Annotated in this window: 25 protein-coding genes; 24 read left to right on the forward strand and 1 reads right to left on the reverse strand. The window is 37.7% G+C overall.

Annotation, left to right across the window (positions count from 1 at the left end):
• Window positions 1-132 precede the first annotated feature (132 nt).
• The 4 genes from rsgA to spoVM all read left to right on the forward strand — a co-directional run bounded on the left by rsgA (window position 133) and on the right by spoVM (window position 2,556).
• On the forward strand, window positions 133-1,014 hold the full coding sequence (rsgA, locus tag Y7E_RS0110525; RefSeq protein WP_017151228.1) for a ribosome small subunit-dependent GTPase A: 882 nt from the start codon (window positions 133-135) through the stop codon (window positions 1,012-1,014).
• Window positions 1,015-1,016: 2 nt separating this feature from the next.
• Window positions 1,017-1,661 (forward strand): ribulose-phosphate 3-epimerase, encoded by a 645-nt coding sequence (gene rpe / locus Y7E_RS0110530; protein WP_017151229.1) that lies wholly within the window; start codon window positions 1,017-1,019, stop codon window positions 1,659-1,661.
• A gap of 106 nt (window positions 1,662-1,767) precedes the next feature.
• Entirely contained in the window at window positions 1,768-2,409 is a 642-nt protein-coding gene (locus Y7E_RS0110535; RefSeq protein WP_017151230.1) for a thiamine diphosphokinase, read from the forward strand.
• A 66-nt stretch (window positions 2,410-2,475) separates the two neighbouring features.
• On the forward strand, window positions 2,476-2,556 hold the full coding sequence (gene spoVM, locus Y7E_RS29485) for a stage V sporulation protein SpoVM (RefSeq protein ID WP_001213600.1): 81 nt from the start codon (window positions 2,476-2,478) through the stop codon (window positions 2,554-2,556).
• 71 nt (window positions 2,557-2,627) lie between these two features.
• Here the strand turns inward: spoVM and rpmB are convergent, their stop codons facing one another.
• Window positions 2,628-2,816, reverse strand: coding sequence for a 50S ribosomal protein L28 (gene rpmB, locus Y7E_RS0110545; RefSeq protein WP_000124776.1), 189 nt, complete (start codon window positions 2,814-2,816; stop codon window positions 2,628-2,630).
• Between the two features lie 377 nt (window positions 2,817-3,193).
• On the opposite strand from rpmB, the gene Y7E_RS0110550 reads away from it, so the two are divergent.
• The 20 genes from Y7E_RS0110550 (at window position 3,194) to ylqF (ending at window position 22,760) form a co-directional block, all read left to right on the forward strand.
• On the forward strand, window positions 3,194-3,556 hold the full coding sequence (locus Y7E_RS0110550) for an Asp23/Gls24 family envelope stress response protein (RefSeq protein WP_000021111.1): 363 nt from the start codon (window positions 3,194-3,196) through the stop codon (window positions 3,554-3,556).
• A 22-nt stretch (window positions 3,557-3,578) separates the two neighbouring features.
• Window positions 3,579-5,255, forward strand: a complete 1,677-nt coding sequence (locus tag Y7E_RS0110555; protein WP_017151231.1) for a DAK2 domain-containing protein — start codon at window positions 3,579-3,581, stop codon at window positions 5,253-5,255.
• A 413-nt stretch (window positions 5,256-5,668) separates the two neighbouring features.
• Window positions 5,669-7,717: an ATP-dependent DNA helicase RecG gene (recG, locus tag Y7E_RS0110560; protein ID WP_017151232.1), complete on the forward strand. Its 2,049-nt coding sequence runs from the start codon at window positions 5,669-5,671 to the stop codon at window positions 7,715-7,717.
• An 89-nt stretch (window positions 7,718-7,806) separates the two neighbouring features.
• Complete coding sequence (gene fapR / locus Y7E_RS0110565; RefSeq protein ID WP_017151233.1) at window positions 7,807-8,400, forward strand: transcription factor FapR; 594 nt, start codon at window positions 7,807-7,809, stop codon at window positions 8,398-8,400.
• Window positions 8,397-9,389 (forward strand): phosphate acyltransferase PlsX, encoded by a 993-nt coding sequence (plsX, locus tag Y7E_RS0110570; RefSeq protein WP_017151234.1) that lies wholly within the window; start codon window positions 8,397-8,399, stop codon window positions 9,387-9,389. The genes fapR and plsX overlap by 4 nt, the downstream gene beginning before the upstream one ends.
• A gap of 14 nt (window positions 9,390-9,403) precedes the next feature.
• Entirely contained in the window at window positions 9,404-10,354 is a 951-nt protein-coding gene (gene fabD / locus Y7E_RS0110575) for an ACP S-malonyltransferase (protein ID WP_017151235.1), read from the forward strand.
• Complete coding sequence (fabG, locus tag Y7E_RS0110580; protein WP_017151236.1) at window positions 10,348-11,088, forward strand: 3-oxoacyl-[acyl-carrier-protein] reductase; 741 nt, start codon at window positions 10,348-10,350, stop codon at window positions 11,086-11,088. The genes fabD and fabG overlap by 7 nt, the downstream gene beginning before the upstream one ends.
• A gap of 71 nt (window positions 11,089-11,159) precedes the next feature.
• Window positions 11,160-11,393, forward strand: coding sequence for an acyl carrier protein (gene acpP, locus Y7E_RS0110585; RefSeq protein ID WP_000786063.1), 234 nt, complete (start codon window positions 11,160-11,162; stop codon window positions 11,391-11,393).
• Window positions 11,394-11,452: 59 nt separating this feature from the next.
• Complete coding sequence (gene rncS, locus Y7E_RS0110590) at window positions 11,453-12,190, forward strand: ribonuclease III (protein WP_017151237.1); 738 nt, start codon at window positions 11,453-11,455, stop codon at window positions 12,188-12,190.
• 148 nt (window positions 12,191-12,338) lie between these two features.
• Window positions 12,339-15,911 (forward strand): chromosome segregation protein SMC, encoded by a 3,573-nt coding sequence (smc, locus tag Y7E_RS0110595; protein WP_017151238.1) that lies wholly within the window; start codon window positions 12,339-12,341, stop codon window positions 15,909-15,911.
• Between the two features lie 14 nt (window positions 15,912-15,925).
• Window positions 15,926-16,915, forward strand: a complete 990-nt coding sequence (gene ftsY, locus Y7E_RS0110600) for a signal recognition particle-docking protein FtsY (protein WP_017151239.1) — start codon at window positions 15,926-15,928, stop codon at window positions 16,913-16,915.
• Between the two features lie 133 nt (window positions 16,916-17,048).
• Entirely contained in the window at window positions 17,049-17,381 is a 333-nt protein-coding gene (locus Y7E_RS0110605; protein WP_000891062.1) for a putative DNA-binding protein, read from the forward strand.
• Between the two features lie 12 nt (window positions 17,382-17,393).
• On the forward strand, window positions 17,394-18,743 hold the full coding sequence (ffh, locus tag Y7E_RS0110610) for a signal recognition particle protein (protein WP_017151240.1): 1,350 nt from the start codon (window positions 17,394-17,396) through the stop codon (window positions 18,741-18,743).
• Between the two features lie 101 nt (window positions 18,744-18,844).
• On the forward strand, window positions 18,845-19,117 hold the full coding sequence (gene rpsP / locus Y7E_RS0110615) for a 30S ribosomal protein S16 (RefSeq protein ID WP_000268748.1): 273 nt from the start codon (window positions 18,845-18,847) through the stop codon (window positions 19,115-19,117).
• A gap of 14 nt (window positions 19,118-19,131) precedes the next feature.
• The gene (locus tag Y7E_RS0110620; RefSeq protein WP_017151241.1) at window positions 19,132-19,359 is read left to right on the forward strand and encodes a KH domain-containing protein; all 228 of its coding nucleotides are present in this window, start codon (window positions 19,132-19,134) and stop codon (window positions 19,357-19,359) included.
• A gap of 120 nt (window positions 19,360-19,479) precedes the next feature.
• On the forward strand, window positions 19,480-19,995 hold the full coding sequence (gene rimM / locus Y7E_RS0110625) for a ribosome maturation factor RimM (protein WP_017151242.1): 516 nt from the start codon (window positions 19,480-19,482) through the stop codon (window positions 19,993-19,995).
• Entirely contained in the window at window positions 19,995-20,729 is a 735-nt protein-coding gene (gene trmD / locus Y7E_RS0110630) for a tRNA (guanosine(37)-N1)-methyltransferase TrmD (protein WP_017151243.1), read from the forward strand. Before rimM ends, trmD begins: the two co-directional genes overlap by 1 nt.
• A 147-nt stretch (window positions 20,730-20,876) precedes the next feature.
• Window positions 20,877-21,221 carry a 50S ribosomal protein L19 gene (gene rplS, locus Y7E_RS0110635; protein ID WP_017151244.1) on the forward strand — a complete coding sequence of 115 codons (345 nt, stop codon included), beginning with the start codon at window positions 20,877-20,879 and terminating at the stop codon, window positions 21,219-21,221.
• A gap of 101 nt (window positions 21,222-21,322) precedes the next feature.
• Complete coding sequence (gene lepB, locus Y7E_RS0110640) at window positions 21,323-21,874, forward strand: signal peptidase I (RefSeq protein ID WP_017151245.1); 552 nt, start codon at window positions 21,323-21,325, stop codon at window positions 21,872-21,874.
• A gap of 22 nt (window positions 21,875-21,896) precedes the next feature.
• Window positions 21,897-22,760 (forward strand): ribosome biogenesis GTPase YlqF, encoded by an 864-nt coding sequence (gene ylqF, locus Y7E_RS0110645; RefSeq protein WP_017151246.1) that lies wholly within the window; start codon window positions 21,897-21,899, stop codon window positions 22,758-22,760.
• The last annotated feature ends 28 nt before the right edge of the window (window positions 22,761-22,788 follow it).

The raw sequence follows: 22,788 nt of genomic DNA on the forward strand, positions 1-22,788 counted from the left end.
AATCTGAACTGATAGATAGTTAGTGTTATCCAGTATTCGCTGGCAGTACCCCGTCTCAAGGCTTTAAGGAAGGGATAAATGTAGGGAGAGGCTGATAACAATTTCACTTTATATAGAATAAAGGAGAATTATATGGCAGAAGGAAAAATTGTAAAAGCTTTAAGTGGTTTTTATTATGTGCAGCATGAAGGCGGCATTACACAATGCCGTGGTCGTGGTGTATTCAGAAAAAATAAAATTACACCGCTTGTAGGAGATCAAGTAGTTTTTCAAGCGGATAATCCGAATGAAGGCTATGTTTTAGAGGTTTTTGAGCGGAAGAATGAACTTGTTAGACCGCCAATTGCCAATGTTGATCAAGCAATCCTTGTTTTTTCAGCAGTTGAACCAGATTTTAACCCAGGATTATTAGATCGATTTCTAGTATTAATTGAATATCATAACATTAAACCAATTATTTGTATTAGTAAAATGGATTTAGTCGATGAAAAAGTGCGAGAAACTGTTGAATCTTATGCAAATGATTATCGTGAAATGGGATATGATGTATTATTTACTTCTATAAATACATCGGAAAGTATTGATATTTTAAAACCATTTTTAGAAGGCTGTGTCTCAGTGGTTGCAGGACAATCTGGTGTAGGGAAATCATCCATGTTAAATGTATTACGACCAGATTTAGCGCTGAAAACAAACGATATTTCTTCACATTTAGGGCGTGGTAAGCATACGACAAGACACGTAGAATTAATTGAGGTTGGAAGTGGGCTTGTTGCAGATACACCTGGTTTTAGTTCCCTTGATTTTATTGATATAGAAGTAGAAGATCTTACACATTGTTTTCCAGAGTTGAAAGAAGAGAGTCAATATTGTAAATTTAGAGGGTGTACACATCTTTCTGAACCAAAATGTGCGGTGAAAGTTGCGGTTGAGGAAGGGAAGATTACCCAATATCGTTACGAACATTACAAACAATTCGTAGAAGAAATTAGAGAGAGAAAGCCGAGGTATTAGTCATGATTAAAATTGCACCATCGATTTTATCAGCAGATTTTTCAAGATTAGGGGAAGAAATTAAAGATGTAGAAAAAGGCGGAGCGGACTATATCCATGTTGATGTAATGGATGGACACTTTGTTCCGAACATTACAATTGGTCCGTTAATTGTAGAGGCAATTCGTCCAATTACATCATTACCATTAGATGTACATTTAATGATTGAAAATCCTGATAACTATATCCCTACTTTTGCAAAAGCTGGAGCGGATATTATTACTGTTCATGTAGAGGCATGTCCACATTTACATCGTACAATTCAATTAATTAAATCACATGGTATCAAAGCTGGAGTTGTATTAAACCCACATACACCAGTTTCAATGATCGAACACGTATTGGAAGATGTTGATATGGTATTACTTATGACAGTAAATCCAGGATTTGGTGGACAGAAGTTTATTCATTCTGTATTATCGAAAATTAAACAAGTTGCGGAAATGGTCAAAGAGCGTAATTTACAAGTAGAAATCGAAGTTGACGGTGGTGTAAATGCTGAGACTGCGAGACTTTGTGTAGAAGCTGGAGCAAATGTCCTTGTAGCTGGATCAGCAGTATACAATCAAAAAGACCGCGGTGAGGCAATTCGCCTAATTCGTGGATAAGGAATAGATGTAAGAAAATTTTCATGACCTGTTAGAACGGGAAAAATGTGAAAAAGGCAATCTACCGACTGGCAGATTGCCTTTTTCTATAGAAGGGGAAGAAAAGATGATTATTCATATTTTAGCTGGAGGACCTGAGGAATACTGTGCTGATTTCTCTCTATATGAAAATGAGAAAGTGATATGGGCAGCGGTTGACCGTGGTGTATATCGTTTGTTGCGAAGAGGGATCGCGCCAACAGTTGCATTTGGTGATTATGATTCGGTTACAGATGAAGAATTAGCGTGGATGCAAAAACAGACAGAGGAGTTACATATTGTTCCGCGTGAAAAAGATCAAACGGATTTAGAAATCGCAATCCATTGGGCATTGGAGCAAAAACCGGATTTAATTCGTATTTTTGGTGCTACAGGTGGAAGGCTTGATCATGGATTGGCGAATATACAAATGCTTTTAAAAGGATTAGAAGCATATACTGAAATGTATATCGTTGACAATAAAAATGAAATCTCTGTAAAAAAAGCAGGTACATATATAATTGAAGAAAATGAACAATTTCCATACGTATCCTTTGTGCCTGTTACCGAAATTGTAAAAGGTATTACACTTCGTGGCTTTAAATATCCTCTTACTGATAAAACGATAGAATGGGGATCAACGCTTTGTATTAGTAATGAACTCATTGCGGAAAAAGGTACTTTTTCATTTACTTCTGGCATATTAATGGTGATAAGAAGCACTGATTGAAGAAACACTTTTGCTACTCGCATCATATAGTAAACAAGTGGAGTAATGGGGATTAGGAGGGAAACCATGAGATTTTATACAATTAAGTTACCTAAATTTCTTGGTGGAATTGTTCGCGCGGTGTTAAATACCTTTAAAAAGGACTAAAAAAGCACCATTAATGGTGCTTTTTTCATGAGGATAATAAAAAAAGAGCCTATTGGCTCTTTTTTTTATTATTAAACACGTTCGATTTTGCCAGATTTTAATGCTCTAGCAGAAACGTAAACACGTTGAACTTTACCGTCGATGCGTACGCGAACTTTTTGAAGGTTAGCGCCCCATTTACGTTTTGTAGCGTTCATTGCGTGAGAACGAGAGTTACCAGAACGAGCTTTTCTTCCAGTAATAGCACAAACACGAGCCATCTATATTTCCCTCCCTTAACTACCTTACCATACGTAATTTTTCAATGTTAGTCTTTTATGCGATGCTAAAAACACTACTATAATTTAACACAACTAAAAAGAGAATGCAACAGTGTATAAAAAAGAAATCAAGAAAAATTACTTGACACTAAAGGTCAGTAAAGAAAAGTAGAAATCAAGAAAAATTGCTTGACATATTATAGTGGTACATGTTGTATAATAACAATGGACTATTTTGCTCGTCATAGAAAAGTGTAATAATAAGCATAAAATATGAGGGCGAAAAGAAAGAACGATGGAATTTTCTTTAAAAAGATTATATGATAGTAATTAAAGTAGTCTAGCTCACTTTCACCATTTATGAAGGGGGAAAAGAGATGTCAATTGAAATTAAAACGAAGTACGGTCAAATTGATATTAGTACAGATGTAATTGCAACGATTGCTGGAGGTGCCGCGGTAGATTGCTACGGTATCGTTGGTATGGCTTCAAAAAATCAATTAAAAGATGGATTAACCGAAATTTTACGAAAAGAAAACTTCACTCGAGGCGTTATTGTTCGTAAAGACGAAGATGAAGTACATATTGATATGTATATTATTGTGAGTTACGGTACAAAAATTTCAGAGGTAGCACATAACGTCCAAACGAAAGTGAAATATACATTAGACCAAACGGTAGGACTAGCAGTAGATTCTGTAAACATCTACGTACAAGGAGTTAAAGTAATAAACTTGTAATGTGCATTAAGGAGGAAAATCTGTGTCAATTCAAAAAATTGATGGAAAACGTTTATCACAAATGATTATTCAAGGAGCGAATAATTTAACAAACAATGTTCAGCTTGTTGATGCATTAAACGTTTTTCCAGTTCCAGATGGCGATACCGGTACAAATATGAATTTATCAATGACTTCAGGTGCGCGTGAAGTAAAAGCAAACCCTTCACAGCATGCTGGTAAAGTCGGCGTAAGTTTAGCAAAAGGATTATTAATGGGAGCTCGTGGTAACTCAGGTGTTATTTTATCTCAGTTATTCCGTGGTTTCTCTAAATCCATCGAACAAAAAGAAGAATTAACAACAGTTGATTTTGCGGCAGCTTTAGAAGCTGGTGTAGAAACGGCGTATAAAGCGGTTATGAAGCCGATTGAAGGAACGATTTTAACAGTTGCAAGAGAAACGGGTAAATATGCAGTCACAGTTGCGAAAAAACAGCGCGACTTTGTTTTGTTTATGGAAGACGTTGTAAAAGAAGCGAATGCATCGTTAAATCGTACGCCAGATTTATTACCTGTATTAAAACAAGTTGGCGTTGTAGATAGCGGTGGTAAAGGTCTTGTTGTTGTATACGAAGGCTTTTTAGCTGATTTAAAGGGAGAAACAATTTCTTCTGAGTTACCTGTGCAACCATCTATGAATGAAATGGTACGTGCAGAACATCACCGTAGTGTACAAAGCCAATTGAGTACAGAAGACATTAAATACGGATATTGTACGGAATTCATGGTGAAATTAGAGTCTGAGAAAATGAAAGAACATAATTTCTCTGAACAAAAATTCCGTGAAGATATTAGTGTTTATGGAGATTCATTACTTGTTGTATCGGATGATGAAGTTGTAAAAGTTCATATTCATGCAGAACATCCTGGTGATGCGATGAACTACGGTCAACGTTATGGTAGTTTAATTAAAATTAAAGTAGAAAATATGCGTGAACAGCATACTGCTTTATTAGACGAGCCAGCACCGATGCACGAAGAAGTGAATGTGCCAAAAGAAAAGCAACCGTACGGTATTGTAACTGTAGCGATGGGATCGGGTATTAAGAACTTATTCGAGAGCATTGGGGCAACTGAGGTTATCGAAGGTGGTCAAACGATGAATCCAAGTACGGAGGATATCGTAAAGGCAATCGAAGAGGCGAATGCTGAAAAAATCATTATTTTACCGAATAACGGTAATATTGTGATGGCGGCAGAGCAAGCTGCATCTGTTGTTGATCAAGAAGTGATTGTTGTTCGTTCGAAAACTGTTCCTCAAGGAATGGCTGCGATGTTGGCATTTAATCCGGCTGGAACGTTAGAAGAAAACGAAGAGAACATGAAAGAAGCACTAGCACATGTGAAAACAGGTCAAATTACGTATGCGGTTCGTGATACGGAAATTGACGGTGTAGCGATTCAAAAAAATGATTTCATGTGTATTGCAGATGGGAAAATTGTATCTACAAATGCTAAAAAAGTAGGTGCAGCGAAACAATTGCTAGAAAGCATGATCGATGAAGATTCTGAAATCGTAACGATCTTGCAAGGTGAAGATGCAACAGATGAAGAAGTGGCAGAGTTAGTTGCATTTGTAGAAGAGAAATTTGAAGATGTAGAGGTAGAAGTTCACCAAGGAAATCAACCTGTATATTCTTTCATATTCTCTGTAGAATAAGTTGAATCTCTTTCTTCGCAGAGATGAACGGTTTTACTTGCTAATGAGCAAGAGCTAGCGGCAATATATTGTCAGCGGTTCTTTTTCAAAAGGCTAGCATAATGATGATAAAAAAGAGCCTTGCTGCTATAGTAAGGCTCTTTTCTTTCGTATATCTTTCTTCGGGTGAAGCATAATTTGCTCGTAATATTTTAAGTAAGCATTTAGGTTCATGGAAGGGAAGGGCCATTGTATAGGTGATAATGTATAAGGCTAGTTTCTTTTAGAATGCTTATGATAGAATAGAAAAGGCAAAAGAGAGCGATTAAGTTAGGACAGTAAATGTGTAAAGTATATGGAATTATATATTCATATAGGTATGCAGATTATATTTGAGTAAAAATAAGAAAATGATGTGACGGAGCGTGAAAATCTTGAATGAAGTTGTGCAAGTTCCTGTTACGGATGTAAAGGGAATCGGGGAAGAGACATCTGAATTATTACATGAGATGGGGATTTATACAGTTTCTCATCTATTAGAGCATTTTCCGTACCGTTATGAAGACTATGCGATGAAAGATTTGGCAGAAGTGAAGCATGAAGAACGTGTAACAGTGGAAGGAAAGGTACATAGTGTTCCATTATTACAATATTATGGGAAGAAGAAATCGCGTCTTACTGTTCGCGTACTTGTTGGTCGTTATTTAATTACGGCTGTATGTTTTAATAGACCGTATTATAAGCAAAAATTAAAGCTTGATGAAACGGTGGCGATTACTGGTAAATGGGATCAGCATCGTCAAACGATTTCTGTATCCGAACTTCACTTTGGTCCAGTCGTACGTCAGCAAGAAGTGGAACCTGTGTATTCAGTAAAAGGGAAATTAACAGTAAAACAAATGCGTCGTTTTATTGCGCAAGCATTAAAAGAATACGGTAACTCTATAACTGAAGTATTGCCAGATGGTTTGCTGAGCCGTTACAAGTTGTTGCCTCGATATGAAGCTCTTCGGGCACTGCATTTCCCAGTTGGTCAAGAAGATTTAAAACAGGCACGTCGCCGATTTGTATATGAAGAATTTTTCTTATTCCAGCTCAAAATGCAAGCGCTACGTAAAATGGAAAGAGAGAGTTCGAAGGGGACGAAAAAAGATATTTCAATGAAAGAATTAGAAGAGTTCACTGATGCGCTTCCATTCCCACTTACTGGTGCACAGCGTCGCGTTGTTTCTGAGATTATGAAAGATATGCAGTCTCCTTATCGAATGAATCGGTTATTACAAGGGGATGTTGGATCTGGGAAAACAGTCGTAGCTGCAATTGCTCTTTATGCAGCAAAACTTGCGCATTATCAAGGGGCGTTGATGGTACCTACAGAAATTTTAGCTGAGCAACATTATCAATCACTAGCAGAGACGTTCTCGCATTTTAATATGAATGTGGAATTGTTAACGAGTTCAGTTAAAGGCGCACGTCGTCGTGAAGTTTTAGCGAAACTTGAACAGGGAGAAATAGATATTCTTGTTGGGACACATGCTTTAATTCAGGATGAGGTCATTTTCCATAGACTTGGAATTGTTATTACTGACGAACAACACCGTTTTGGTGTAGCGCAGCGCCGCGTTTTACGGGAGAAAGGTGAAAGTCCAGATGTGTTGTTTATGACAGCAACACCAATTCCTCGTACATTGGCGATTACTGCTTTTGGAGAGATGGATGTTTCTATTATTGATGAAATGCCGGCTGGGCGTAAAGTGATTGAAACGTATTGGGCAAAACATGACATGTTAGAGCGTGTCCTTGGCTTCGTGGAAAAGGAAGTGAAGAAGGGGAGACAAGCTTATGTAATTTGTCCACTTATTGAAGAATCTGAGAAGCTTGATGTGCAAAATGCAATTGATTTGCATAGTATGCTGATGCATCACTATCAAGAGAAGTTTCAGGTTGGGTTAATGCACGGACGTTTATCTTCTCAAGAAAAAGAAGATGTAATGGAGCAATTTAGTGAAAATAAAGTGCAAATTCTTGTTTCAACAACTGTAGTTGAGGTTGGTGTTAACGTGCCAAATGCAACAGTTATGGTAATTTATGATGCGGAGCGCTTTGGTTTATCGCAATTGCATCAGCTTCGAGGTCGTGTTGGCCGTGGAAGTGAGCAGTCATATTGCTTGTTAATCGCAGATCCGAAATCGGAAACTGGGAAAGAACGCATGCGCATTATGACGGAAACAAATGATGGATTTGTATTGTCGGAAAAAGATTTAGAGTTACGTGGTCCTGGAGATTTCTTTGGAAGTAAACAAAGTGGTCTACCAGAGTTTAAGGTAGCTGATATGGTACATGATTATCGAGCATTGGAAACAGCGAGACAAGATGCGGCCATACTGGTTGATTCAGAAGCGTTTTGGCATAACGAGCAGTATGCTGCACTCCGCGTATATCTTGAAGGGACAGGTGTATTTCAAGGAGAAAAGCTCGATTAAAAATAGAATGTGTAAACTTTTTGTTGCATTCTACTTTTAATGATTATATACTACTGTTAGTACCTAGTCATAAAAATGGATGGTGCGGTATGAAAAAGAGAAAAAGTAAGAAAGAAAGACAAGCGTTATTACAACAAACGATAGAAACGAATCCGTTTATAACGGATGAAGAGTTAGCAGAGCAGTTTCAAGTAAGTATACAAACAGTTCGCCTTGATCGGATGGAATTATCCATTCCAGAGTTAAGAGAGCGAATTAAACATGTAGCGACACGGCAGCATGAAGAAGATGTGAAATCTTTACCGTTAGAAGAGGTAGTTGGAGAAATTATTGATATAGAATTAGATAGACATGCAATTTCTATTTTTGAAGTGAAGATGGAGCATGTATTTAAAAGAAATCAAATTGCACGTGGGCATCATTTATTTGCTCAAGCAAACTCACTAGCTGTTGCAGTTATTGATGAAGAACTAGCTTTAACTGCAAAGTCTACCATTCGATATATTCGTCCTGTAAAATTAGGAGAACGTGTTGTTGCTAAAGCGCGCGTTGAAGATGTGGAGAATGATAAAGGTCGGACGGTTGTAAAAGTGCGTAGCTTTGTTGGCGAAGAACTTGTTTTTTCAGGCACTTTTGAAATGTATCGATCTAGTAATTATAGTGAGGAAGGTAACAATTTATGAAAATCGCAATAGATGCAATGGGCGGCGATCACGCTCCAAAAGCAGTTGTATTAGGAGCAATGAAAGCTATTAAGGAATATTCGGATTTACATATTACCCTAGTAGGGAAACAAGAGGAAATTCGTCAGTATTTAACAAATGAAGAGCGTATTACTATACTTCATACAGACGAAATGATTGAAGCGACAGACGAGCCGGTAAGAGCTGTTCGCCGTAAAAAACAAGCTTCAATGGTACTTGCAGCACAACAAGTAAAGACAGGTGTAGCAGATGCTTGTATATCAGCGGGTAGTACAGGAGCTTTAATGGCCGCGGGATTGTTTGTGGTAGGACGAATGGAAGGGATTGAACGACCAGCTTTATCACCTACAATGCCAACTGTTGATGGAGAAGGCTTTGTTATGCTAGATGTTGGAGCAAATGTCGACGCAAAACCGATTCATTTATATCAATACGCGGTTATGGGTTCTGTTTACGCTGAAAAAGTAAGAGGGATTCAAAATCCACGCGTTGGGCTTTTAAATGTTGGTACAGAAGATGGAAAAGGAAACGACCTTTCAAAACAAGTATTTGCTATGTTAAAAGATGCGCCGATTAACTTTGTTGGAAACGTTGAATCAAGAGACTTACTGCAAGGCGTAGCGGATGTTGTTGTATGTGATGGTTTTACTGGGAATGTAGCATTAAAATCATTAGAAGGAACAGCACTTGCGTTGTTCTCTATGCTAAAAGAACAATTAATGAGTTCGTTTACAAGTAAATTAGCAGCAGCAGTATTAAAACCGAAACTTATGAGATTAAAAGATAAAATGGATTATTCGGAGTATGGCGGAGCAGCATTATTTGGATTGAAAGCTCCTGTCATTAAGGCTCATGGTTCTTCTAATGCTCAATCGATATTCAGTGCGATTCGTCAAACGAGAGAAATGGTAGCGAAAGAAGTAATTCCTACAATTTCAAGTGTAATGGAGAAAGAGCCGCTCCGATAAGAGGAGGATTTGAAATGGGAAAATTAGCATTTCTTTTTCCGGGCCAAGGTTCACAGGCAGTTGGAATGGGTAGACAGTTAGCGGAGAATCATAAAAAGGTTGCAAAAGTGTTTCAAAAAGCGGATGAAGTTTTACAAGAGTCTCTTTCAGATGTGATTTTTGAAGGGCCGCAGGAAAAACTGACATTAACGACAAATGCACAGCCTGCATTGTTGACGACCAGCTTTGCGATTTTAACAGCTTTGAAAGAATATGATATTACACCAGACTACGTGGCAGGGCATAGTTTGGGTGAATATAGCGCGCTTGTAGCAGCTGGAGCATTGACATTTGAAGATGCTGTGTATGCTGTGAGAAAACGTGGTGAATATATGGAAGAATCTGTGCCGGGTGGAGAAGGGGCAATGGCAGCTATTTTAGGAGCTGATCCGGATGTCCTAAAACAAGTTACAGAAGAAGTAACGAATGAAGGTTATGCTGTACAAATTGCTAATATGAATAGTACAAAGCAAATTGTCATTTCTGGAACGAAACAAGGAGTAGAATTGGCTTCTCAAAGAGTGAAAGAAAAAGGTGCAAAACGAGCGATTCCGCTCCGTGTGAGTGGTCCGTTCCATTCTTCATTAATGAAACCAGCAGCTGAAAAATTTCAAAGTGTTTTAAATGAAATTACAATCCAAAATGCAAATGTTCCAGTTGTTGCAAACGTTACGGCAGACTGTATTACGCGTAGCGCAGAGATTAAAGAAAAGCTAATTGAACAACTCTATTCACCTGTTTTATGGTACCCATCGATTGAACGTATGGTAGAGCAAGGGGTAGACACGTTTATTGAAATTGGACCTGGAAAAGTGTTAGCTGGTCTTATGAAATCAATCGCTCCATCTGTGAAAGTATATGCGATATATGATGAAGAGACATTGAAAGATACCATTTCAAATTTGAGAGGAGAAAGCGGATGTTAAAAGGGAAAGTAGCATTAGTAACAGGTGCATCACGCGGGATTGGCCGTGCAATTGCAATTGATTTAGCAAAGCAAGGTGCGACGGTTGTAGTAAACTACGCTGGTAATGAACAAAAAGCAAATGAAGTAGTCGATGAAATAAAAAAACTTGGCTCAGAAGCAATCGCGGTAAGAGCTGATGTTGCAAATGGTGAAGATGTTGCAAATATGGTAAAACAAACTGTTGACACATTTGGGAAAGTTGATATTCTTGTGAATAACGCAGGTGTAACGAGAGATAATTTATTAATGCGTATGAAAGAAGAAGAATGGGATACAGTTATTAATACAAACTTAAAAGGTGTATTCTTATGTACGAAAGCAGTATCTCGCTACATGATGCGTCAACGTCATGGCCGTATTATTAATATTGCTTCTGTTGTTGGTGTTACAGGAAATCCTGGTCAAGCGAATTACGTTGCTGCAAAAGCAGGTGTAATAGGATTGACAAAAACGTCTGCTAAAGAATTAGCTAGTAGAAATATAACTGTAAATGCCATCGCACCTGGATTTATTGCTACCGATATGACGGACGTATTGGCAGAAAATTTAAAAGAAGAAATGTTGAAATTGATCCCTGCTGCTAAGTTTGGAGAGGCGCAAGATATTGCGAATGCTGTAACATTTTTTGCTGCTGATCATAGCAAATATATTACAGGACAAACATTACATGTTGATGGCGGTATGGTAATGTAATAAAAGAAACGATTTCACCTAGTTTTTTTGTGAAATATTTAATATAATATTTGAGGGGAGGTGAATGAATTATGGCAGATGTTTTAGAGCGTGTAACGAAAATCATCGTGGATCGTTTAGGAGTAGAAGAAACAGAAGTAGTACCAGCTGCAAGCTTTAAAGAAGATTTAGGTGCAGACTCCCTAGATGTAGTTGAACTTGTAATGCAATTAGAAGATGAGTTTGAAATGGAAATTTCTGATGAAGAAGCAGAAAAAATTGCTACTGTTGGCGATGCTGTGACTTACATAGAGAGTCATCTATAATGTTTGAGTGAAGTCCCGTTTTATAGCGGGGCTTTCTCGGCTTATATCTGGAGGGACCTATGCCATACCGAAAATATAGAGAAAAAAAATATGAAACAAAATATCGTGAAGCTTTTAAAACGTTTCAACAAAAAATAGGTATTACGTTTACAGACGAAAAATTATTGATTCAAGCATTTACGCATTCATCGTATGTGAATGAGCATCGAAAAAAGCCACATGAAGACAATGAACGTCTTGAATTTCTTGGAGACGCTGTATTGGAACTAACTGTATCACAGTATTTGTTTCAAAAATATCCGACAATGAGCGAAGGAGAACTAACAAAGTTGCGTGCAGCTGTTGTGTGTGAACCATCTCTTGTTCGTTTCGCGAATGAATTGTCATTTGGAAATCTAGTTCTATTAGGAAAAGGTGAAGAAATGACAGGCGGGCGTGAACGACCAGCTTTATTAGCGGATGTCTTTGAAGCGTTTATTGGTGCCCTTTATCTTGATCAAGGATTGGATACAGTTTGGGAATTCTTAAAAGAAATTGTATATCCAAAAATTAATGAAGGTGCTTTTTCTCATGTGATGGATTATAAGAGTCAATTACAAGAATTAATTCAGCGTGATGGTAGCGGTAACATTGAGTATCAAATTTTGCAAGAAAAAGGACCTGCTCACAATCGAGAATTTGTGTCACGTGTTACATTAAATGGCGTGGCTCTTGGTCTTGGTAGCGGTAAGTCGAAAAAAGAAGCAGAACAACAAGCTGCTGCAGAGGCGTTGAAAAAGTTAAAAGAACAATCATAAGGAATCCCCCTTTCAATGAGGGGGATTCCTTATGCATAGAATGAAACTTTATTTTTATTTGGATATAAAAAGATAAATATGAATCCGTACAGTAGCTGGTTGTTACAGACATAGACTATAGCAGCGGAGAATAGGGGGAAGGCCTTTCGTGTTTTTAAAGAGATTAGAAATAGCAGGATTTAAATCCTTCGCGGAGCGTGTATCTGTTGATTTTGTTCCGGGTGTAACATCTGTAGTTGGTCCAAACGGAAGTGGAAAGAGTAATATTACTGATGCGATCCGCTGGGTACTTGGTGAACAATCTGCAAAATCATTACGCGGTGCGAAGATGGAGGATATTATTTTTGCAGGAAGTGATACGCGAAGAGCAGTTAATGTTGCGGAGGTAACATTAACCTTAAATAATGAAGATCAACGTTTACCAATTGAGTATAATGAAGTGAGTGTTACGCGCCGTGTTTCCCGCTCAGGAGATAGTGACTTTTTTATTAACAAACAATCTTGCCGATTAAAAGATATTATTGATTTATTCATGGACTCTGGTATGGGGCGAGAAGCTTTCTCAATCATTAGCCAAGGGAAAGTAGAAGAAATTTTAAGCAGTAAATCTGAAGAGCGTCGCGGTGTATTTGAAGAAGCAGCAGGCGTATTAAAATATAAACTTCGTAAAAAGAAAGCTGAAGGGAAATTAGCAGAAACACAAGAAAACTTAAATCGTGTACAAGATATTATTCACGAATTAAGCAGTCAAGTAGAGCCACTCGAAAAACAAGCTTCTATTGCGAAAGACTATCTTGAGAAAAAAGAAGAACTAGAAAAAGTAGAGGCGGCTCTCATTGTATATGAAATTGAAGAATTACATGAAAAATGGGAAGCGCTTAGAAATCAGTTTGGACACAATAAAGATGAAGAAGTAAAAATGTCAACGCATTTACAAAAAAGTGAAGCAGAGCTCGAAGAATTACGCGGGCAATTGCAAGCGATTGATGAATCTGTAGATTCCTTGCAAGAAGTGCTCCTTCTTTCTAGTAAAGAGCTAGAAAAATTAGAAGGGCAGCGTGAATTGTTAAAGGAACGAAAGCAAAATGCAACAACGCACTGCGCACAGCTCGAGCAGTTAATTATTGAGTTGGCAGAAAAAGCCAAGGCTTACGATGGGGAAATCGAAACAAGTACAGAAGAACTCATGAAATTTGCAGATCAGGTAAAAGAGTTGGAACAGAAACTACATGAAAATGAAAAACTTCTTTCTACATATGCAGAAAACCTGGAAGAGCAAATTGAGCATTTAAAAGGTGATTATATTGAACTTTTAAATCAACAAGCAAGTAGCCGCAATGAATTATCTATGCTCGAGGAACAATTCAAACAACAAAATTCTAAAAATCAACGCCTTGATGAAGAAAATGAAAAGTATGTACAAATGCGTATGCAAATTACAGCTAAAAAGGGAAAAGTTGTAGAGAGTTATGAACAAGTAAAAGAGAAAGTGACAAGCGTTATTACAAATATACAAAAAACAGAAGCGGCGCTTGGAAAATGCAAGGCGCAATATAGTGAAAATGAAACAAAATTGTATCAAGCGTATCAATTTGTTCAACAAGCTCGCTCTCGAAAAGAAATGCTGGAAGAGATGCAAGAAGATTATTCTGGATTTTATCAAGGTGTACGTGAGGTATTAAAAGCACGTGAAAGTAAACTTCATGGCATTGAAGGTGCGGTAGCTGAACTACTTACTGTACCGAAGGAATATGAAATTGCGATGGAGATTGCACTTGGTGCAGCAATGCAACACGTTGTTGTACAAACTGAAGAGCATGCTCGCAAGGCAATTGCCTTTTTGAAACAAAATCGCCATGGTCGTGCAACGTTTTTACCGCAGGCAGTTATTAAGGGAAGATCTTTATCTTTTGAACAGCTAAGAATGGCAAAACAACATCCATCATTTGTAGGCGTTGCAGCAGAATTAGTACATTATAATAATAAATATGAAAACATAGTTTCAAATTTATTAGGAACGGTCGTTGTTGCGAAAGATTTAAGAGGTGCGAATGAGCTCGCAAAGCAATTGCAATATCGCTACCGTATTGTAACGATTGAAGGCGATGTTGTAAATCCAGGTGGTTCTATGACTGGTGGAGCTGTGAAGCAAGCTAAATCATCTTTATTAGGACGTCAGCGAGAATTAGAAGAGTGGAGCAAGAAACTTGCTGAAATGGAAGAAAAAACTTCTAAGCTAGAAAATTTTGTTAAAGCGTTAAAACAAGAAATTCAAGAAAAAGAAGTTAAGATAAAAGAATTACGTCAAGATGCGGAACAAGAGCGTGTAGATGAACAAAAATTAAAAGAAGAAATTAATCAGTTAGAGTTAGAAGAGCATCGCATTAATGATCGTTTATCTATCTATGATTTAGAAATAGAAGGATTTTTACAAGATCAAGTCAAAATGCAAGGGCGCAAAGAAGAGTTAGAAGGAATTTTAGCGAGCCTTCAAAAAGAAATTACAGGGCTGGATGAAAAAATTTCTGCTTTAACAAAGCAGAAAAGTGAGCAACATTCTTCGAAAGAAAAAGTTCAAACGGAGATGACGGAGCTGAAAGTACAAGCAGCAGAAAAGCAGCAACGTTTGTCTAATCAAAAAGAGAAAGTAGATCGTTTGACGAAAGAACAAGAAGAAACGCAGCGAACACTTGTAAAAACAAAAGAAGATTTAGCGTTCTTAAAGCAAGAAATGACATCAAATTCAAGCGGTGAAGAGCAAATTACCAATATGATTGAAAAGAAAGCACACGATCGAAATCAAACATCGGAATTAATTAGTTCCCGTCGTGAGCAACGTCTGGCCCTACAAGAACGGGTAGAACATATAGAGCGTGAAGTTAAAGAGACGAAAGGGCGATATAAATATGTTCTCGAGATTTTAAAAGATCAAGAAGTGAAAATCAATCGTCTTGATGTTGAATTAGAAAATAGATTGCAACATTTACGCGAAACGTATACTATCTCATTTGAAGCAGCAAAACTGAAATATACAATGACGATGCCTGCAGAGGATGCGCGTAAAAAGGTGAAACTAATTAAATTATCCATTGAAGAGCTTGGAACAGTGAATTTAGGAGCAATTGATGAATATGAACGTGTAGCCGAAAGACATACATTCTTACTAGAGCAACGGGATGATTTGGAAGAGGCGAAGACGACACTGCACCAAGTTATAACGGAAATGGATGAAGAAATGAAAAAACGGTTTTCTACTACATTCCAAGCGATCCGAACAGAGTTCCAATCTGTATTTTGTGAATTATTTGGAGGCGGAAGAGCAGATTTAGTAATGACGAATCCGCAAGATTTATTAAATACAGGCATTGATATTGTAGCGCAGCCACCAGGTAAGAAATTGCAAAATTTAGGTTTATTGTCAGGGGGAGAACGTGCTTTAACTGCAATTGCATTGCTATTTGGTATTTTAAAAGTACGACCTGTTCCGTTCTGCGTACTAGATGAGGTAGAGGCTGCTCTTGATGAAGCGAATGTAGCTCGTTTCGCGCAGTATTTGAAGAAATTTAGTGATGAAACGCAGTTTATTGTTATTACACACCGAAAAGGTACAATGGAAGAGTCCGATGTACTATATGGGGTAACGATGCAAGAATCAGGTGTATCTAAGCTTGTTTCCGTTCGTTTAGGTGATGGGGAAGAAGAGCTTGTTACAAGTGAGTAGGAAGGATGAGAAGAATGAGTTTCTTTAAAAAATTAAAAGAAAAGATTTCACAGCAAACAGATACTGTAACTGAAAAGTTTAAGCAAGGGTTAGAAAAAACAAGAAAATCATTTGCGGATAAAGTAAATGATTTAGTGTATCGCTATCGTAAAGTCGATGAGGATTTCTTTGAGGAATTAGAAGAAATTTTAATTGGGGCAGATGTTGGTGTTGCAACAGTAATGGAGCTTATTGATCAGCTGAAGGAAGAAGTACAACGCCGCAATATTCAAGATCCGAAAGAAGTACAAGCTGTTATTTCGGAAAAATTAGTAGGGATTTACAAAGGTGAAGAAGACTTCAGTAATGAACTTAACATGCAACAAGACCAATTAACTGTTATTTTATTTGTTGGTGTTAACGGTGTTGGTAAAACAACAACAATTGGTAAAATAGCTCATAAGTTTAAAACAGAAGGTAAGTCTGTCTTATTAGCAGCAGGGGATACGTTCCGTGCAGGAGCAATTGAACAGTTAGAAGTATGGGGCGACCGTGTTGGTGTGGAAGTTATCAAGCAAGGATCGGGTTCTGACCCAGCAGCTGTTATGTATGACGCTGTACAAGCTGCAAAGGCTCGTAAAGTAGATGTACTATTATGTGATACAGCAGGACGTTTGCAAAATAAAGTAAACTTAATGAAAGAGCTAGAGAAGGTGAAACGTGTTATTGAACGCGAAGTTCCCGGTGCTCCTCATGAAGTGTTACTTGTTATTGATGCGACAACAGGACAAAATGGTTTAAGTCAAGCGAAAACATTCCGCGAAGCAACAAACGTGACAGGTATTGTTCTAACAAAATTAGACGGAACTGCTAAAGGTGGTATCGTATTAGCGATTCGTAATGAGATGGACGTACCTGTAAAATTCGTTGGTCTTGGAGAGCAAATGGACGACTTGCAGCAATTTGATCCAGAACAGTATGTATACGGTTTGTTTGCGAACTTAGTAGAAAAAGAAGAAGCATAAAGTGAAAGAAGCGGTGTTTTCGCTTCTTTTTTATAAAAAATATATCATGTTAAGAAAAAAACTTGACACTCTTTTATACTCCATGTAAACTAATACATGTAAAGGGAAATCACTTAACAAAGGATGATCCAACATGCTCGAAAAAACAACGAGAATGAATTATTTATTTGATTTTTATCAATCGTTGTTAACGCAAAAACAAAGAAGTTATATGTCGCTTTATTATTTAGATGATTTATCTCTTGGTGAAATTGCGGAAGAATTTGATGTAAGTCGCCAAGCCGTGTATGATAACATTAAACGGACTGAAGCGATGCTTGAAGAATATGAAGAAAAATTAGTATTACTTCAAAAGTTTCAAGAGCGACAGCGACTTGTTGCAAAGCTAAAACAGCTAATCAGCGAAGAAGAGCATGTGAATGAAGAAATGAAACAAGTTGTTGAAGCTATCGAAAAATTAGATTAGGAGGGCGGCAATATGGCATTTGAAGGATTAGCCGACCGACTTCAACAGACGATGCAAAAAATCCGCGGCAAAGGAAAAGTTTCTGAAGCCGATGTAAAAGAAATGATGAGAGAAGTTCGTCTTGCTCTTTTAGAAGCGGATGTTAACTTTAAAGTAGTAAAAGATTTTGTAAAGCGTGTGTCTGAGCGTGCTGTCGGACAAGATGTAATGAAAAGTTTGACACCTGGGCAACAAGTAATTAAAGTTGTACAGGAAGAACTTACAGAACTTATGGGCGGAGAGCAAAGTAAAATTGCTGTCGCTAATAAGCCACCAACTGTTATTATGATGGTTGGACTTCAAGGGGCAGGTAAAACAACAACAACAGGTAAGCTTGCGAATTTGCTTCGTAAAAAGCATAATCGTAAACCAATGCTTGTTGCGGCAGATATTTACCGTCCAGCAGCGATTAAACAGCTTGAAACATTAGGGAAGCAATTGGACATGCCTGTTTTCTCATTAGGAGATCAAGTAAGTCCTGTTGAAATTGCGAAACAAGCGATTGCAAAAGCAAAAGAAGATCATCATGATTATGTCTTAATCGATACAGCAGGTCGTCTGCATATTGATGAAGAACTAATGGATGAATTAGCGAAAGTGAAAGAAGTTGCGAAACCGGATGAAATTTTCCTAGTTGTCGATGCGATGACGGGACAAGATGCGGTCAATGTTGCACAAAGTTTCCATGAACAGTTAGGTTTAACAGGTGTTGTTTTAACGAAATTAGATGGTGATACGCGCGGTGGTGCAGCATTATCTATTAAAGCGGTAACAAATACACCAATTAAATTTGCTGGTATGGGTGAGAAGTTAGATGCACTTGAAGCATTCCATCCTGAACGTATGGCATCCCGTATTTTAGGTATGGGTGATGTTCTAACATTAATTGAAAAAGCGCAAGCTACAGTTGATGAAGAAAAAGCAAAAGAACTTGAGCAAAAAATGCGTACGCTTTCGTTTACGTTAGATGATTTCCTTGAGCAACTTGGACAAGTGCGTCAACTTGGACCGCTTGATGAATTGCTAGGGATGCTTCCTGGTGCAAATAAAATTAAAGGGCTGAAAAATGCACAAGTTGATGAAAAACAAATTGGGCATATTGAGGCAATTATTCGTTCTATGACAATCCTAGAGCGAGAACAACCGGAAATAATCAATGCTAGTCGTAAAAAACGTATTGCCAAAGGTAGCGGTACAACCGTACAAGAAATCAATCGTCTACTGAAACAGTTTGAAGATATGAAAAAAATGATGAAGACGATGACGGGCATGCAAAAAGGTAAGAAAAAAGGACTAGGTGGATTGAAGTTTCCATTTATGTAAGGAAAAAAAGATGGCTCTGTTAAGAAAAAATACTTTACAAAGCAATAGTCTTTTTGCTAATATAATTATCTGTGTGAAATAAATTCGGAGGTGCTTTATAAATGGCAGTTAAAATTCGTTTAAAACGTATGGGAGCTAAAAAGACTCCTTTCTATCGTGTAGTTGTTGCAGATTCTCGTTCTCCTCGTGACGGACGTTTCATCGAGGAAATCGGTACTTACAATCCAGTTGCTCAACCAGCTGAAGTGAAAATCGACGAAGAAGCAGCATTAAAATGGTTAGGAAACGGTGCGAAACCATCTGATACAGTTCGTAATCTTTTCTCTAACCAAGGTATCATGGAGAAATTCCACTTATCTAAACAAGGTAAGTAATTGAGGCAATGGCTATGAAAGGGTTAATCGAAACGATCGTCAAGCCTCTTGTAGATCATCCTGAAGATGTAAAGGTTACACAGGAACTTTGCAACGGAGAGATAAAATATCGATTAACTGTACATCCTGAGGATGTTGGGAAAGTCATTGGAAAGCAAGGGCGAGTTGCAAAAGCAATTCGAATGCTCTTGTATTCAGTGGGACATCATAATCATGAAAAAGTTACACTGGAAATTCAATAAATATTAAAAGGGCGAGGATCTGTTCCTCTCCCTTTTTTAACATTTTAAGAGAAAATGCATGTTCCATATATAGAATGGAGATGCTTAAAATATATAGAAAACAGGGGTGACATGCTGTTTATGGCAAAATGGTTTAACGTAGGGAAAATTGTAAATACTCATGGTGTTAGAGGAGAAATCCGTGTCATTTCTCGTACTGATTTTCCAGAAGAACGATATAAGGTAGGGAATACGTTATACATATGGAACGATAAAGGAACAGAATCGCTTCCGGTAAAAATCACTTCTCATCGTCAGCATAAAACATTTGATTTATTGACATTCGAAGGATATAACAATGTAGATGAAGTAGAGAAGTTTAAAGGTTCTCTATTAAAGGTGCCAGAAGATCAATTAGGTGAACTTGCTGAAGGTGAGTATTATTACCATGAAATTATTGGTTGTAAAGTTGTAACAGAGGATGGCGAAGCGTTAGGTACGATAAAAGAGATTCTATCTCCTGGTGCAAATGATGTATGGGTAATTAAACGTCCGAAAGGGCAAGATCTTTTAATTCCGTACATTGATGATGTTGTACTGCAAGTTAACATCGAAAATAAACTAGTAACCATTCATGTGATGGAAGGATTGCTATAATGAAAATTGATATTTTAACATTATTTCCAGATATGTTCACTGGTGTGTTTGGATCTTCGATTTTAAAAAAAGCGCAAGAAAAAGAAGCAGTTAAGCTTCGGGTTGTAAATTTCCGTGATTATACGACAAGTAAGCATAACAGTGTAGATGATTACCCATATGGTGGCGGGGCGGGGATGGTATTAACCCCGCAACCTATTTTTGATGCTGTAGAAGAACTTACAAAAGAGACAGAGCGTAAACCGAGGGTCGTACTAATGTGTCCGCAAGGGGAGCGTTTTACACAGAAAAAGGCGGAAGAGCTCGCTAGGGAAGAACATGTGATTTTTGTGTGTGGTCATTATGAAGGATATGATGAGCGAATTCGTGAGCACCTTGTAACGGATGAAATTTCTATTGGTGACTATGTGTTAACGGGCGGAGAATTAGCATCCATGGTTGTTACAGACAGTGTTGTACGTCTTTTGCCAGGAGTGCTAGGTAATCAAAATTCTCAGGTGGAGGATTCTTTTAGTACAGGTTTATTAGAACATCCGCATTACACGCGTCCTGCTGATTTTCGTGGTATGAAAGTACCAGATGTATTAATGTCAGGTAATCATAAGCATATTGAAGAATGGCGCCATAAGGAATCGTTGCGCCGCACATATACACGTAGACCAGATTTACTTGAAGAACGTGAGTTATCCAAGCAAGAAGAAAAGTGGCTTGAGCAGATTAAAGGAGAACAATAATAACTTCATATATTTTCTATTGCAACAGGCCTAGCAATATGCTATTATAACATTTGTGCTACTGAAATCAGTGGCCGTATTAACGATGTTCCGCTGTAATTTATTAAAGACTTTATAAGAGCATCTGTTTAAAGGAGAGAATTGAATATGCAACAATTAATCGCAGAAATTACAAAAGGCCAATTAAAAACTGACCTACCTTCATTCCGTCCTGGTGACACTTTACGTGTACACGTAAAAGTAGTTGAGGGTACTCGTGAGAGAATTCAGCTTTTTGAAGGTGTTGTAATTAAACGTCGTGGTGGCGGAATTAGTGAAACGTTCACAGTTCGTAAGATTTCTTACGGTGTAGGTGTTGAGCGTACATTCCCAATCCACACACCAAGAATCGCGAAAATCGAAGTACTTCGCCGTGGTAAAGTACGTCGTGCTAAGTTATACTACTTACGTAACCTTCGCGGTAAAGCAGCACGTATTAAAGAAATTCGATAAGACATGTATGGGAGCTTGTAAATGCACAAGCTCCCTTTTTCCAATCTATATGAAATTTTGATATAATACGGGCAGCTTACATAATTGTGGAGGGGAAATGCATGAAGAAAGAGAAGAGTTCGCTTTGGGAATGGATAAAAGCAATTTTGATTGCTGTTGTGTTGGCTGGTGTCATTAGACAGTTTTTCTTTGCACCAATTCTTGTAGATGGTGTATCAATGTCACCGACGCTGCATGACCGTAATCGAATGATTGTCAATAAGATTGGCTATCACATTGGAGAACCGAAGCATTTTGACATAATCGTATTCCGAGCAACAGAAGAGAAAGATTATATTAAACGTGTTATAGGCTTACCAGGCGATGAGATTGAGTATCGTAATGATAAACTCTATATTAACGGAAAACCTTATGAGGAACCGTATTTAGACAAGCAGAAAAAACAACTTGCTGATGGACCGCTTACATATGATTTCAAACTTGAAGAAATTACAGGTAAAAAAACAGTTCCAAAAGGTCAATTATTTGTGCTAGGTGACAATCGTCGTTTTAGTAAAGATAGTCGTACAATTGGTACGATTTCTATGGACCAAGTAATTGGAAAAGCGAATATGTTATATTGGCCATTAGAAGATGCACGTATTGTGAAATAAATGAAAAAAAGAAGGTGGCAACATGGCAATTCAATGGTTTCCAGGGCATATGGCAAAAGCGAGACGCCAAGTAACAGAAAAGTTAAAGTTAATCGATGTTGTAATTGAACTTGTAGACGCTCGTTTACCTTTATCTTCCCGAAATCCGATGATTGATGAAATTATTACACATAAACCGAGATTGGTCGTTTTAAATAAAGCTGATATGGCTGATGATCGCTTAACGAAGCAATGGATCGCTTATTTTGAAGAAAAAGGTCATAAAGCGATTTCGATTAATGCGCAAGCTGGACAAGGTATGAAAGAAATTACAGCTGCATGTAAAGTGCTTGTAAAAGAAAAGTTCGATAAAATGATCGCAAAAGGGATTAAGCCGAGAGCGATTCGTGCATTAATCGTTGGGATTCCGAACGTCGGGAAATCTACGTTAATTAATAAATTAGCAAAGAAAAACATCGCGAAAACAGGTGATCGCCCAGGTGTTACAACAGCTCAGCAGTGGATTAAAGTAGGTAAGGAAATGGAGTTGTTAGACACACCGGGTATTTTATGGCCGAAATTTGAAGATGAATTAGTAGGACTTCGTCTTGCAACGACTGGTGCGATTAAAGATTCTATTTTAAACTTACAAGATGTTGCTGTATATGCACTTCGCTTTATGGAAAAACAATATCCAGAGCGATTAAAAGAACGTTATAAACTAAGTGAAATACCAGAAGATATTGTTGAATTATTTGATGCGATTGGCAAGAATAGAGGCTGTCTAATGGGTGGCGGAATGATTGATTATGATAAGACGTCAGAACTTGTTCTTCGTGAACTTCGTGGTGGTAAACTTGGAAAAATGACATTTGAAACGCCGGATGAATTTGTAGAAGAGGTATAAGACGTACGTTTGTACGTCTTTTCTTTTT

The organism is Bacillus bingmayongensis (genome assembly GCF_000299035.1).
Classification (GTDB): Bacteria; Bacillota; Bacilli; order Bacillales; family Bacillaceae_G; genus Bacillus_A; species Bacillus_A bingmayongensis.